Raw genomic sequence first — 12,587 nt, forward strand, 5'->3', positions numbered from 1 at the left:
ACCCGGTGAGCGTCACCCCGATCCGGATCATGGGCGACCCGGTGCTGCGCACCCCCGCCGCCCCCGTCGTCGACTTCGACAAGGAGCTGCACCAGCTCGTCGCCGACCTGACCGACACCATGCACGCCGCCGGCGGCGCCGGCCTGGCCGCGCCCCAGATCGGCGTGGGCCTGCGGGTGTTCACCTGGTACGTCGACGGCGAGGTGGGCCACATCGTCAACCCCGACGTCGTCCCCGTGGGCGAGGACGTCGAGCGGGACGCCGAGGGGTGCCTGTCGATCCCCGGCTACCGGTTCGACTGCGACCGCTACCTCACCGTCGCGGCCACCGGTTGGGACATGCACGGTGAGCCGCTGCGCGTCGAGGGCTCGCACAAGCTCGCCCGCGCCATCCAGCACGAGACCGACCACCTCGACGGCGTCCTGTTCGTCGACCGCCTGGACGCCGAGGCCCGAGCCGCCGCGCTGGACGTGCTGGCCGGTGCCGAGTGGCAGGGGCACCAGTCCTACGTGCCCGACGGCTCGCCGCTGCCGGCCCCCGTCGTGAAGGTGAGCCCCCACTGAGGCTCCTGTTCGCCGGCACCCCGGCCCCGGCCGTCGTCTCCCTCGAGGCGCTGCTGGGCTCCGCGCACGAGGTCGTCGCCGTCCTCACCCGGCCCGACGCCCCCGCCGGCCGCGGGCGCCGCACCAGCCGGTCGCCGGTCGCCGAGCGCGCCGACGCCGCCGGCATCCCCGTGCTGCAGCCCCGCTCGCCGCGGGACCCCGAGTTCCTCGCCCAGCTGGCCGACCTGGCCGTCGACTGCGCTCCCGTGGTCGCCTACGGCGCGCTCGTGCCGCCGGCGGCGCTCGACGTCCCGGTGCACGGCTGGGTGAACCTGCACTTCTCGCTGCTGCCCGCCTGGCGCGGCGCCGCACCGGTGCAGCACGCGCTGATGGCCGGTGACGAGGTCACCGGCGCCGCCACCTTCCAGCTGGAGGCGGGGCTGGACACCGGCCCGGTCTTCGGGGTGGTGACCGAGCCGATCGGCCCCCGCGACACGTCCGGGGACCTGCTCGGCCGGCTCGCCGTCAGCGGTGCCGGGCTGCTCGTGGCCACCCTCGACGGGATCGCCGACGGGTCGCTGCGCGCGGAGCCCCAGCCGGCCGAGGGCATCAGCCTGGCGCCGCGGATCGAGACCGAGGACGCCCGGGTCGACTGGGCGCTGCCGGCGCACGTCGTCGACCGCCGGGTCCGCGGGGTCACCCCCGCACCGGGCGCCTGGACCACCTTCCGGGGCAACCGGCTGCGGCTGGCCCCGGTCGAGCCGCAGCAGTCCCCGCCGGCCCTGGAGGCGGGCGAGCTGTCGGTCGGCCCCGCCGGCGTGCTGGTCGGCACCGCGCACGGCGCCGTCCGGCTCACCGAGGTGCAGCCGGCGGGCAAGAAGATGCTCCCGGCGGCGGACTGGGCGCGCGGCGCCCGGCTCGAGCCCGGCGAGCGCCTCGGTGAGCAGGGGGGCGCGTGACCGGCCCCGACCGCCGCGCCGGGCACAAGCGCCGCAACGACCCCGGCACCGGCAACCAGCGCCCGCAGTCGCGGCGGCACCGCCCGGTGCTGGACGGCGCCCGGCTGACCGCCTACGACGTGCTCGACGGCGTCTCCAGCCGCGACGCCTACGCCAACCTGCTGCTGCCGCAGCTGCTGCGCGAGCGCCAGCTCGAGCCGCGCGACGCCGCCTTCGCCACCCAGCTCGCCTACGGCACGCTGCGCGCCACCGGCACGCTCGACGCGATCCTGACCACGCTGGTCTCCCGGCCGTTGCCCGAGCTGGACCGCAAGGTGCTCGACCTGCTGCGGCTGGGCACCTACCAGATCGTCGACCTGCGGGTCCCGGCGCACGCCGCGGTGGACACCACCGTGGCGCTCACCCGGGCGATCGTCGGCACCGGCGCCTCCGGCCTGGTCAACGCCGTGCTCCGCAAGGTCGCCGCGGGCGGTGACCGGGACGCCTGGGTCGCCGCTCTCGCCCCCGCCGACGACACCGACCGGCTGGCGCTGGCCACCGACCACCCGCGCTGGATCGTCGACGCCTGGCGCGACGCCCTGGGCGAGGACGCCGAGGTCGAGGCCGCGCTGCTGGCCGACGACCTCGCGCCCGAGGTGCACCTGGTGGCCCGGCACGTCGACCGCGACGAGCTCGTCACCGAGTCCGGCGGCGAGGCGGGTCCCTGGTCGCCCTACGCCGTCCGGCTGCCCGGGGGCGACCCCGGCAAGGTGCGCAGCGTGCGGTCCGGCGCGGCCGCGGTGCAGGACGAGGGCAGCCAGCTGGCCGCCCTCGCGCTCACCCGCGCCCCCCTCGACGGCCCGGACGCGGCCTGGCTGGACATGTGCGCGGGCCCCGGCGGCAAGGCCGGGCTGCTGGCCGCGGTCCGCCCGGCCGGGGTGCACCTCACCGCCGCCGACCGCGCCGAGCACCGGGCCGAGCTGGTCCGCGGCGCGCTCGCCGGCGAGGACGACGTCGACGTGCGGGTCACCGACGCGACCGCACCCGACTGGCCGGCCGGTTCCTTCGACCGGGTGCTGCTCGACGCACCGTGCACCGGGCTGGGTGCGCTGCGCCGCCGTCCCGAGGTGCGCTGGCGCCGGGTGCCCGAGGACGTCGCGCCGCTGGCGGAGCTGCAGACGCGGCTGCTGGACAGCGCCTTGGCCTCGGTGCGGCCCGGGGGAGTGGTCGCCTACGTGACCTGCTCCCCGCACACCGCCGAGACGGTCGCCATCGTCGACGCGGTGGCCGGTCGCGACGACGTCGAGGTGCTGCCGGTCGCGCCGCTGTTCCCCGAGGTGCCCGGCATCGCCCGCGGGGACTACGGGCAGCTGTGGCCGCACCGGCACGGCACCGACGCGATGTTCCTGGCCCTGCTCCGCCGCACCCGCTGAGCCCTGCGGGCGGTTCTCCGGGACCGTCCTCCGCGTGAGATCTGCGTTCTCGTGGCCTCCTGGCCCGGACGACCACGAGAACGCAGATCTCGCTGCGTCGACGCCGGTGCAATCGGCTGGACGCCGGGACGGTGGGCGGGGACGCTGCCTGGCCATGGCCGCCTTCCTCTCGCACGTCACCGTCGACAGCCGGGACGCCCACGCGCAGTCGCTCTTCTGGGCGGCCGTGCTCGGGTGGGCCGAGGACCCCGACGACCCGAACGAGCCCGGCGACGAGGAGTGCATGATCGCCTCCCCGGACGGGTCGCAGCGGCTGCTGTTCATCGACGTGCCCGAGGCGAAGTCGGTGAAGAACCGGCTGCACCTGGACCTCCGGCCGGTGGACGTCCCGCGTGACCAGGAGCTGCTGCGGCTGCTCGAGCTGGGCGCGGTCGTGGTGGAGGACCGGCGCCGTCCCGACGGCAGCGGCTGGTTCCTGCTCGCCGACCCCGAGGGCAACGAGTTCTGCCTGCTGCGGAGCCAGGCCGAGCTGACCCCGCGCTGACGCACGACGGGCGTGCCGCAGGTCTGCGGCACGCCCCGTCGCGGGCTGGTCAGGTCAGCGCACGGCCTCCAGCGCGTCGACCAGGCCCTCGCCGAAGTACCCGTTGTCCGCCACGGGCCGGTGCAGGTCGTCGTCCCGGTCGGGCAGGGGACGTCGTCCGCCTGGGCGTACAGCAGGTCGGTCAGCGCGGTGCCGGACAGCTCCGGGTGCGCGGACTTCAGCAGCGCCACCACGCCGGCAACGTGCGGGGAGGCCATCGAGGTGCCCGACTTCAGGCCGTAACCGCCGCCGGGGACGGTGGACAGGATCCGTGAGCCCGGGGCGGCGACGTCGATGACGCCCTCGCCGTAGTTGGAGAACGACGACCGGGCGCCGGCCTGGGTGGTGGAGGAGACGGTGACGACGCCGTCCAGCTCGGCCGGGATGTCCTCGCAGCCTGCGTTGAGCGGCCGGGTGACCGGGGTGGTGTCGTCCGGGCTGGTGGCGTCGGTGGTCTTGTGAGCCAGGTCGACGTTGGAGTTGCCGGCCGCCGCCACGTTCACCACGCCGTGGCCCTGCGAGTACTGCACCGCCCGGTCGACGGCGGTCTTGACGGCACGCTGGTCGGCGTCGTCGTCGCACCAGAACTGCCACGGGTCGATGTAGTAGCTGTTGTTGGTGACGTCGGCGCCGGTGGCCACCGCGTACATGAAACCGCAGATGGCCGACTCGGGTAGATGAACCCGGCGTCGTCGACGACCTTGACCGAGGACAACCGCACGCCCGGGCCACCCGACGATGCCGATCCCGTTGCGGGCCGCGGCGATCGTGCCGGCCACGTGGGTGCCGTGGTCGCTGGTGGTGGGCTGCCAGGAGGCGTAGCTGGAGTCCGGCGAGCCGGACAGGCAGCTGGCCGAGGCGGCGGTGTCGATGTTGGCGGCCAGGTCGGGGTGGTCACCCTGGATGCCGGAGTCCAGGACGGCGACCAGCACGTCGCGGCTGCCGTCGGTGACCAGGTGGGCCCGGTCGGCGCCGATGGCCTGCATGTCCCACTGCTCGGTCTCGCGCGGGTCGACCGCGGCGGTCGTGATGTCCTCGACGCTCGGCGTGCGGGTCACCCGGGCGCCGGGCTTCCCTTGCCGGACTCGCCCTTTGCCAGCGGGTCGCTGACGCCGTAGGTCGGGTCGGTGACGGCCACGGCGGCGGTGCGGGTGGCGCCGACGGACTCCACGGTCTTCTCCCGGCGCAAGGCGGAGGCGAAGTTGGCGTTGTCGGACTGGGCGATGACGACGCCGATCTCGGCGTAGGACTCCACGACGCTGCCTCCGGCGGCCGCGACGGCCCGCTCGACCTTGAGCGTCTGGCCGCGGTTGGCGGCGTTGACGTTGACCGCGTAGTTCTGCAGCGCGCCCTGGACGTATCCGGGGCCGGACCGGCCGCCGGCGGGGCGGCGAGGGCAGCGGACGGGGTGAGGGCGGCGAGGCCCAGAGCGGTGGCCAGGGCCAGGCCGGTGGCCACCGTGCGCGTGGTGGACCGGCGAGTGGTGCGGGGCATGAGGCTCCTCGTCCAGCGGGGCAGGGCCGGGGCTCGCAGGAGCGGGTCCCGGTGCCGGAGGACGCTAGGTCGCACAACGCACCGTCACAAGTCGGTCACAGGAAGTACCTGGTCGGCGCCTCGCCACGCAGAGCAGGACCGGTCCGCCACGCCGGGTGGGTGACCTGGCCCACATCCGTCCCGGGTCGACGGCGTCGGCGATCAGCCCGGGACGGCGACGTGGAGCAATCGCAGGACGCCGGCAGCGGTGACGCTGCCGGACATGACGGACGCCGAGACAGCGCCGGTCACGCCGGTCCCAGCGCGTACGGCGGGTCGTCGGGCGCGCTCGTCGGACACCGCGCGGTGCGCCGGTCCGGGTGGCGGTGGGCGGCCACTGCTCGTGCGGCGACGTCCTGTCAGCTCAGGATCCCGGCCACCAGGCCGGCGAGCACGGCGAGCAGCAGGTAGACCCCACGACGATCCAGGCGCGTCGTCCGGTCGTCCACGACTCGAGCCGCGACGGCGGGGCGACCTCGCGTGCGGGCCCCGGTGGGTCGGCGACCCAGCGTCGGGCCTGTCGGACCTGACGGTGCACGTGGACGACACCGGCGGTGACCACGGCGAGGAACACCAGCGCCGCCGGGACGGCGATGGCCGGCTCATCCCACCGGCCGCCGGCCAGCACGGCGAGCGCGACCACGGGTGAGAGCCAGACGACCCAGCGCAGCCGGGCCAGCCGGCGGGCGCCGGTGTCGGCCTTCTCGCGGGCGCCGGGCCGGGGTCGACATGGTGTCGCAGCGCGAACTGCACGCGGTGCCCGAGCTCGGCGTTCCTGTGCAGGCGCGGCACCTGTCGCTGCAGCACCAGCAGGACGGCCATGAGGACCAGTACGCCGCCCACCACCCACCACCCAGCGGCGCCGGCGACGACGAAGCGGCCGGTCAGCGCGGCCACCGACGCGAACCAGGCGCTCAGGACGATGAGGCTGAGCAGGTCGGCCCGCCGGGCCCGGTGCTCGACGGCCCAGTCGGTCTCCGGTGCGGTGGTCATGCCCGCTCCTGCTCGTAGGGCGGGGCCTCGCTCCACCAGGCCGCTGCGAGGAGGCGGCGGTGCACCACCACCCAGGCAGTGACGGCGGCGGGCAGCAGGAGGACGGCGGGCAGCGCGACGGTCACGTCCCCGCGGACCACGGCCACCACGACACAGGCTGCCGCGAGGGCGAGCAGCAGCACCGCCGGCAGCCACTCGTCGGACCGGGGCGCGGCCAGCAGCTGCTGGGCGCGCGCGTCCACGGCGGCGCGGTCCTGCGGGCCGGGGTCCCGGTGGTCGGCCAGCGCGCGAGCCGTCATGGCGGTCTCCCGGCGCAGGGCCCGCGTCCCGTGACCCTGCCGCCACAGGAAGAGCGTCGTCCCGAGGACCCCACCCATTGCGATGAGCCCCGAGCTGCCCATGAGCTCGCTCATGGCCCAGAGGACGACCGCGTCGGCGGCCAGCAGGGTCAGGAGACTCCGGGCCGAGTGGCTCATCGGTCGGACCGGATGGCGCGGGCGCAGGTCACGGGGTCATCGTGGGGCACCGGTCACCGTCGGTCACCTGCGGCGCCCTCCGGTCGCCCGATCAGGTGGCCGGGACCGGGACCCTACGATCACCGCGTGGCTCAGCAACCGATGATCGCGCCCAGCCTGCTGTCCGCCGACTTCGCGCGGCTCGCCGACGAGGTGCAGCGGATCACCGACGCCGACTGGGTGCACGTCGACGTCATGGACGCCCACTTCGTGCCCAACCTGACCCTCGGGCTGCCCGTCGTCCAGGCCATCCAGGCGGTGAGCCCCGTGCCGCTGGACTGCCACCTGATGATCACCGACCCCGAGCGCTGGGCCCCCGGGTACGCCGAGGCCGGCGCCCGCAACGTCACGGTGCACGCCGAGGCCTGCACCGACCCCCGCGCCGTCGCCCGTGACCTGCGGGCCGCCGGCGCCCTGGCCGGCCTGGCGATCAAGCCGGGGACGCCGCTGGAGGCCTACCTCGACGTGCTGCCGGACTTCGACACCCTGCTGGTGATGACCGTGGAGCCCGGCTTCGGCGGGCAGTCGTTCATGCCCGAGACGATGAGCAAGGTCCGGGAGGCCCGCCGCCTCGTCGACACCGGCCACCTGCAGCTCTTCGTCGAGGTCGACGGCGGGATCAACGCCGACACCATCGAGGAGGCCGCGGCCGCCGGGGCCGACGTCTTCGTCGCCGGGTCCGCGGTCTACGGCGCCGACGACCCCGCCGCGGCGATCCGGGCGCTGCGGGCGAAGGCGGCCGCGGCCCGGTGAACGCAGCCGAGCTGGCGGCGATGACCCGCGCCCGCGAGCTGGGGGAGCGGGTGCTGGGCACCACGAGCCCCAACCCGCCGGTCGGGGCCGTCGTGCTCGACGCCGACGGCGCGGTCGTCGGCGAGGGCGCCACCTCGCCGGTCGGCGGCCCGCACGCCGAGGTGCACGCCCTCCTCCAGGCCGGAGAACGGGCGCGCGGGGGCACCGCGGTGGTCACCCTCGAGCCCTGCGCGCACACCGGCCGCACCGGCCCGTGTGCCGACGCCCTGATCGCCGCGGGGGTGCGCCGCGTCGTCGTCGCCGTCCCCGAGCCCACGCAGCTGGCCACCGGCGGCGCGACGCGGCTGCGGGCGGCCGGGGTCGACGTCGAGCTGGGCGCCGAGCAGCAGGCCGCCGAGGACGGCGCGCTGGCCGGCTGGTTGACCGGCGTCCGTGAGCACCGCCCGCAGGTCGTGTGGAAGGTCGCCACCACCCTCGACGGCCGGGTCGCCGCCGCAGACACCACCAGCCGCTGGATCACCGGGCCGGCCGCCCGCGCCGAGGTGCACCGGCTGCGCGCCACCTGCGACGCCGTCCTGGTCGGGTCGGGCACCGTGCTGGCCGACGACCCGCAGCTCACCGTCCGGGACGTCGAGGGGCGCAACGCCGACCGGCAGCCGCTGCGGGTGGTCCTGGACCGCCGCGGCCGCGTGCCGGCCACCGCCCGGGTGCACGACGACGCGGCCGCCACGCACGTCAGCACCGCGGCCGATCCGGGGACGCTGCTGGCCGAGCTGTTCGACCTCGGCGTGCGCCGGCTGCTGCTGGAGGGCGGCCCCACCCTGGCCGCGGCCTTCCTGGCCGCCGGCCTCGTCGACGAGGTGGTGCTGCACCAGGCGCCGCTGCTGCTCGGTGACGGTGCTCCCATGGTCGGGTCACTGGGAATCGCCACGATCACCGACGCGCTGCACCTGACGATCACCGACCTCACCCAGCTGGGCGGGGACGTGCAGATCCGGTTGCGGCCCACCCGGCACACTGGTGGGCCGACGACCGGCGGAGGGAGCTGACGTGTTCACCGGCATCGTGGAAGAGCTCGGCACCCTGGAGGTGCGGGAGGACGGCGCGGACAGCGCCGTGCTGCGCATCCGGGCCCGCAGGACCCTGGAGGGCGTGGCCCTCGGCGACTCGATCTCGGTCAACGGCGTGTGCCTGACCGTGACCGGCGTGCAGGGCGACGCCGACGGCAGCAGCGTGTGGAGCACCGACGTCATGGCCGAGACGCTGCGGCGGTCCAGCCTGGGCGCCACCGGCGTCGGCGACGCGGTCAACCTCGAGCGCGCCGTCACCGCCGAGACCCGCCTCGGCGGGCACATCGTGCAGGGCCACGTGGACGGCGTCGGCACCGTCGTGTCGCGCACGCCCGGCGACCAGTGGGAGGTCGTGCGCATCGCCGTCCCGGTCGAGCTGGCCCGCTACGTCGTGGAGAAGGGCTCCATCACCGTCGACGGTGTCTCCCTCACGGTCAGCGCGCTGGCCGACGAGCCCGAGCCGTGGTTCGAGGTGAGCCTGATCCCCACCACCCTGCGCGAGACCACCCTGGGCGCCCGCACGCCGGGCAGCCCGGTCAACCTGGAGGTGGACGTCATCGCCAAGTACGTCGAGCGGCTGCTGGGGGCACGTCGATGAGCGAGGTCCGGCTGGACACCATCGAGGACGCCATCGCCGCGATCAAGGGCGGCCGGCCCGTCGTCGTCATCGACGACGAGGACCGCGAGAACGAGGGCGACCTCATCTTCGCCGCCGAGCTGGCCACCCCCGAGGTCGTCGCCTTCACCGTGCGCTACACCTCGGGCTACATCTGCGTCGCCGTCAGCGAGGCCGACGCCGACCGGCTCGACCTCCCGCCGATGTTCCGGGTCAACCAGGACCGGCGCGGCACCGCCTACACCGTCACCGTCGACGCCCGTGAGGGCGTCACCACCGGCATCTCCGCCGTCGACCGGGCGCACACCATCCGCACCCTGGCCGCCGCCGAGACCACGTCGGGCGACCTGGCCCGGCCCGGCCACGTCGTCCCGCTGCGCGCCCGGGACGGCGGCGTGCTGCGGCGCCCCGGCCACACCGAGGCCGCCGTCGACCTGGCCGTGCTGGCGGGGCTCCGGCCGGCCGGTGCGCTGTGCGAGGTCGTCAGCGAGCAGGACCCCACCGGCATGGCCCGGGGTGCCGAGCTGCGCGAGTTCGCCGACGCCCACGACCTGGTGATGGTCTCCATCGCCGACCTCATCGCCTACCGCAAGCGCTTCGACAAGCTCATCGAGCGGGTCGCCGAGGCGCGGGTGCCGCTGCGCGCCGGGGAGTTCACCGCGGTCGGCTACCGCAGCTCCTACGACGAGCGCGAGCACGTGGCCTTCGTCTACGGCGACATCGCCGACGGCGAGGACGTGCTGGTGCGGGTGCACTCCGAGTGCCTCACCGGCGACGTCTTCGGGTCGCTGCGCTGCGACTGCGGGCCCCAGCTGGACGCCGCACTGTCCGCCGTCGCGGTCGAGGGCCGTGGCGTCGTCCTCTACATCCGCGGGCACGAGGGCCGGGGCATCGGCCTGCTGCACAAGCTGCAGGCCTACCAGCTCCAGGACGCCGGCGCGGACACCATCGACGCCAACCTCGGCCTGGGCCTGCCCGCCGACGCCCGCGACTACGGCACCGGCGCGCAGATCCTGGTCGACCTGGGCATCCGCACCATGCGGCTGCTCACCAACAACCCGACCAAGCGCGCCGGGCTGGAGGGCTACGGCCTGAAGATCACCGGCCGGGTCGGGCTGCCCACGCACGTCACGGCCGACAACATCGGCTACCTGCGCACCAAGCGCGACCGGATGGGCCACCTGCTGGAGATCGCCGAGCCCGAGGGTCCCGACCTCGCCGAGGAGCTCGCGGTTCCCGTGCGGCGCGCCGAGGAGCAGCCCCTGTGAGCGCGCCCGGCCGCAGTCGGCAGACTGTGCCGGCAGCACTGTCGACCACGAGCACGGAGGAACACTGATGAGCGGGTCCGGAGCACCGGGGCAGGAGCCGATCGACGCGGCGGGCCTGACCCTCGGCATCGTCGCCGGCACCTGGCACGGCGAGATCGCCGACTCCCTGCTGGCCCGGGCGCTCGCGTGCGCCGAGGCCTCCGGCGTCGTCTCGCCCACCGTCGTCCGGGTCCCGGGCGCGCTCGAGCTGCCCGTGGTCGCCCAGGCGCTGGCCGCCACCCACGACGCCGTCGTCGCCCTGGGCGTCGTCGTCCGCGGCGGGACGCCGCACTTCGAGTACGTCTGCGACTCCTTCACCGCCGGGCTGACCCGGGTGGCGCTGGACTCCGGCAAGCCCGTCGGCAACGGCGTGCTCACCACCGAGGGCGAGCGCCAGGCCCGCGACCGCGCCGGCATGGACGACTCCGGCGAGGACAAGGGCTGGGAGGCCGCCGCGGCCGCACTGCAGACCGCGCTCGTGCTGCGCGACCTGCGCACGCCCAAGCAGGGCACCGGCTTCGGGGTCACCCCGGCGTGAAGACCTTCGACGAGCTCTTCGCCGAGCTGAGCGACAAGGTCGCCACCGGCGACCCGGCCTCCGGCACCGTCACCGCCGTCACCGACGGCGTGCACGCGGCCGGCAAGAAGGTCGTCGAGGAGGCGGCCGAGTCCTGGATGGCCGCCGAGTTCGAGGACGAGCAGCGCACGGCGGAGGAGATCAGCCAGCTCCTCTACCGGGTGCAGGTGCTGATGCTGGCCCGGGGTCTGTCCCTGGCCGACGTCTACGCTCACCTGTGAACTGTGGAAGGACCCTCCTGCCCCCCACCACGAGCAAGCTCGCGGCGGGCCCCTGCAGGAGGGCCGACTGACCTCAAGGAGCTTGCTGTGCTGCGCGTCGCCGTCCCGAACAAGGGGGTCCTGAGCGAGCCCGCCCAGGCGATGCTCAGCGAGAGCGGGTACCGGCAGCGGCGCAGCCTCAAGGACCTCGCGGTCTACGACCCGGAGAACGACACCGAGTTCTTCTACCTGCGGCCCCGCGACATCGCGATCTACGTCGCCGCGGGCACGCTCGACGTGGGCATCACCGGCCGCGACATGCTGCTGGAGACCACCCCGACCGACGGCGCCGGGGCGGTCGCGGCCGAGGTGATGCCGCTGGGCTTCGGGCGGTCCTCCTTCCGCTTCGCCAGCCCGGCGGACTCCCCGGTCGACGACGTCGCCAAGCTCGAGGGCAAGCGGATCGCCACCGCCTACCCCGGGCTGCTGCAGCGGTTCCTGGACTCCAGCGGCATGAAGGCCGACGTCGTCAAGCTCGACGGCGCGGTCGAGACCGCCTGCCGGCTGGGTGTCGCCGACGCCGTCTGCGACGTCGTGGAGACCGGGACGACGCTGCGCGCGGCCGGGCTGCGCATCATCGGCGAGCCCGTGCTGGCCAGCGAGGCGGTGCTGGTGCGCCGGGAGGGCGCCGAGGAGATCCCGGCCGTGGCCCAGCTGCGCCGGCGGCTGCAGGGCGTGCTGGTCGCCCGCCGCTACGTGATGCTCGACTACGACTGCCCCAACGAGCTGCTCGCCCGGGCCACCGCCATCACCCCCGGGCTCGAGGGCCCCACGGTCAGCCCGCTGCACACCGAGGGCTGGTCGGCGGTGCGGGCGATGGTCGGCAAGGAGGACACCAACCGGGTCATGGACGACCTCTACGAGCTCGGTGCCCGCGCCATCCTCGTCACCAGCATCGCCGCCTCCCGCATCTGACGCCGCTCGGCTCGCGGACGAGTCGGGGCACCGGGCGCAGCCTCGGACGGGGACGGCGTCCGAGGCGGCATGCTGGGGCGATGCGCCGCACAGCCGTCCCGGTCCTGCTGCTCTCGTCCGCCGTCCTCGTGGGCTGCGGGGACGGCGGGACGTCCACGGCGGGGGGCGCGTCCGGGCAGGCACCGAGCTCGGCGGCCGTCTCGAGCGGGCCGGCCGCCGACGAGCTGGTCGTCGAGCTGGTGCCCGACCAGGGCGAGCCCGCGCAGACGTACCGCCTCAGCTGCGCCGGGACGCCCGCCGGTGACCTGCCCGACCCGGCCGCGGCCTGCGCCCAGCTCGCCGGTCAGCCCGACCCGTTCGCCCCGCTCGCGGCGGACGTCATGTGCACCCAGCTGTTCGGCGGCCCGCAGACCGCGCACGTCACCGGTCGCTGGGCGGGGGAGCCGGTGGACCTGCAGCTCTCCCGCAGCGACGGCTGCCAGACCGCCCAGTGGGACCGGCTCGGCGCGCTGCTGCCCGGCTGACGCCGGCGCTGCCCGGTCCGACCGGCTG

14 protein-coding genes and 1 pseudogene are annotated in these 12,587 nt (G+C 75.3%); 12 read left to right on the forward strand and 3 right to left on the reverse strand.

Going from position 1 to position 12,587, the window contains the following annotated elements:
* Positions 1 to 5: 5 nt before the first annotated feature.
* From def to KUM42_RS19455, 4 genes are all read left to right on the forward strand, one after another.
* Positions 6 to 563, forward strand: a complete 558-nt coding sequence (def, locus tag KUM42_RS19440) for a peptide deformylase (RefSeq protein WP_237494157.1) — start codon at positions 6 to 8, stop codon at positions 561 to 563.
* Complete coding sequence (gene fmt, locus KUM42_RS19445; RefSeq protein WP_237494158.1) at positions 488 to 1,501, forward strand: methionyl-tRNA formyltransferase; 1,014 nt, start codon at positions 488 to 490, stop codon at positions 1,499 to 1,501. Before def ends, fmt begins: the two co-directional genes overlap by 76 nt.
* Entirely contained in the window at positions 1,498 to 2,913 is a 1,416-nt protein-coding gene (locus KUM42_RS19450; RefSeq protein ID WP_237494159.1) for an RsmB/NOP family class I SAM-dependent RNA methyltransferase, read from the forward strand. Before fmt ends, KUM42_RS19450 begins: the two co-directional genes overlap by 4 nt.
* 154 nt (positions 2,914 to 3,067) lie before the next feature.
* Complete coding sequence (locus tag KUM42_RS19455) at positions 3,068 to 3,457, forward strand: VOC family protein (protein WP_237494160.1); 390 nt, start codon at positions 3,068 to 3,070, stop codon at positions 3,455 to 3,457.
* A 164-nt stretch (positions 3,458 to 3,621) separates the two neighbouring features.
* Here the strand turns inward: KUM42_RS19455 and KUM42_RS20470 are convergent.
* The 3 genes and pseudogenes from KUM42_RS20470 to KUM42_RS19465 form a co-directional block, all read right to left on the reverse strand.
* Positions 3,622 to 4,482 (reverse strand): annotated as a pseudogene (locus KUM42_RS20470) (S8 family serine peptidase); the annotation flags it as partial.
* 68 nt (positions 4,483 to 4,550) lie between these two features.
* Positions 4,551 to 4,751, reverse strand: a complete 201-nt coding sequence (locus tag KUM42_RS19460) for a hypothetical protein (RefSeq protein WP_237494161.1) — start codon at positions 4,749 to 4,751, stop codon at positions 4,551 to 4,553.
* A 1,267-nt stretch (positions 4,752 to 6,018) separates the two neighbouring features.
* Positions 6,019 to 6,498: a hypothetical protein gene (locus KUM42_RS19465; protein ID WP_237494162.1), complete on the reverse strand. Its 480-nt coding sequence runs from the start codon at positions 6,496 to 6,498 to the stop codon at positions 6,019 to 6,021.
* A gap of 126 nt (positions 6,499 to 6,624) precedes the next feature.
* Here KUM42_RS19465 and rpe point away from each other — a divergent pair, with 126 nt between their 5' ends.
* The 8 genes from rpe (at position 6,625) to KUM42_RS19505 (ending at position 12,559) form a co-directional block, all read left to right on the forward strand.
* Positions 6,625 to 7,290, forward strand: a complete 666-nt coding sequence (rpe, locus tag KUM42_RS19470) for a ribulose-phosphate 3-epimerase (protein WP_255557522.1) — start codon at positions 6,625 to 6,627, stop codon at positions 7,288 to 7,290.
* Positions 7,287 to 8,339, forward strand: a complete 1,053-nt coding sequence (ribD, locus tag KUM42_RS19475) for a bifunctional diaminohydroxyphosphoribosylaminopyrimidine deaminase/5-amino-6-(5-phosphoribosylamino)uracil reductase RibD (protein ID WP_237494163.1) — start codon at positions 7,287 to 7,289, stop codon at positions 8,337 to 8,339. Before rpe ends, ribD begins: the two co-directional genes overlap by 4 nt.
* Before the next feature lies 1 nt (position 8,340).
* Positions 8,341 to 8,958, forward strand: coding sequence for a riboflavin synthase (locus KUM42_RS19480; protein WP_237494164.1), 618 nt, complete (start codon positions 8,341 to 8,343; stop codon positions 8,956 to 8,958).
* On the forward strand, positions 8,955 to 10,244 hold the full coding sequence (locus tag KUM42_RS19485; protein ID WP_237494165.1) for a bifunctional 3,4-dihydroxy-2-butanone-4-phosphate synthase/GTP cyclohydrolase II: 1,290 nt from the start codon (positions 8,955 to 8,957) through the stop codon (positions 10,242 to 10,244). The genes KUM42_RS19480 and KUM42_RS19485 overlap by 4 nt, the downstream gene beginning before the upstream one ends.
* Before the next feature lie 67 nt (positions 10,245 to 10,311).
* Positions 10,312 to 10,821, forward strand: coding sequence for a 6,7-dimethyl-8-ribityllumazine synthase (ribH, locus tag KUM42_RS19490; protein WP_237494166.1), 510 nt, complete (start codon positions 10,312 to 10,314; stop codon positions 10,819 to 10,821).
* Entirely contained in the window at positions 10,818 to 11,081 is a 264-nt protein-coding gene (locus KUM42_RS19495) for a phosphoribosyl-ATP diphosphatase (RefSeq protein ID WP_237494167.1), read from the forward strand. The genes ribH and KUM42_RS19495 overlap by 4 nt, the downstream gene beginning before the upstream one ends.
* 87 nt (positions 11,082 to 11,168) lie before the next feature.
* Entirely contained in the window at positions 11,169 to 12,035 is an 867-nt protein-coding gene (gene hisG / locus KUM42_RS19500) for an ATP phosphoribosyltransferase (protein ID WP_237494168.1), read from the forward strand.
* Positions 12,036 to 12,115: 80 nt separating this feature from the next.
* Entirely contained in the window at positions 12,116 to 12,559 is a 444-nt protein-coding gene (locus KUM42_RS19505; protein WP_237494169.1) for an SSI family serine proteinase inhibitor, read from the forward strand.
* The last annotated feature ends 28 nt before the right edge of the window (positions 12,560 to 12,587 follow it).

It is taken from the genome of Modestobacter sp. L9-4, from assembly GCF_019112525.1.
GTDB lineage: Bacteria > Actinomycetota > Actinomycetes > Mycobacteriales > Geodermatophilaceae > Modestobacter.

Bases quoted from the DNA above. Each gene is read 5' to 3' on its own strand.
- KUM42_RS19455 (WP_237494160.1), top strand. From the start codon at position 3,068: ATGGCCGCCTTCCTCTCGCACGTCACCGTCGACAGCCGGGACGCCCAC.
- KUM42_RS19465 (WP_237494162.1), bottom strand. From the start codon at position 6,498: ATGAGCCACTCGGCCCGGAGTCTCCTGACCCTGCTGGCCGCCGACGCG.
- KUM42_RS19485 (WP_237494165.1), top strand. From the start codon at position 8,955: ATGAGCGAGGTCCGGCTGGACACCATCGAGGACGCCATCGCCGCGATC.
- ribH (WP_237494166.1), top strand. From the start codon at position 10,312: ATGAGCGGGTCCGGAGCACCGGGGCAGGAGCCGATCGACGCGGCGGGC.
- KUM42_RS19505 (WP_237494169.1), top strand. From the start codon at position 12,116: ATGCGCCGCACAGCCGTCCCGGTCCTGCTGCTCTCGTCCGCCGTCCTC.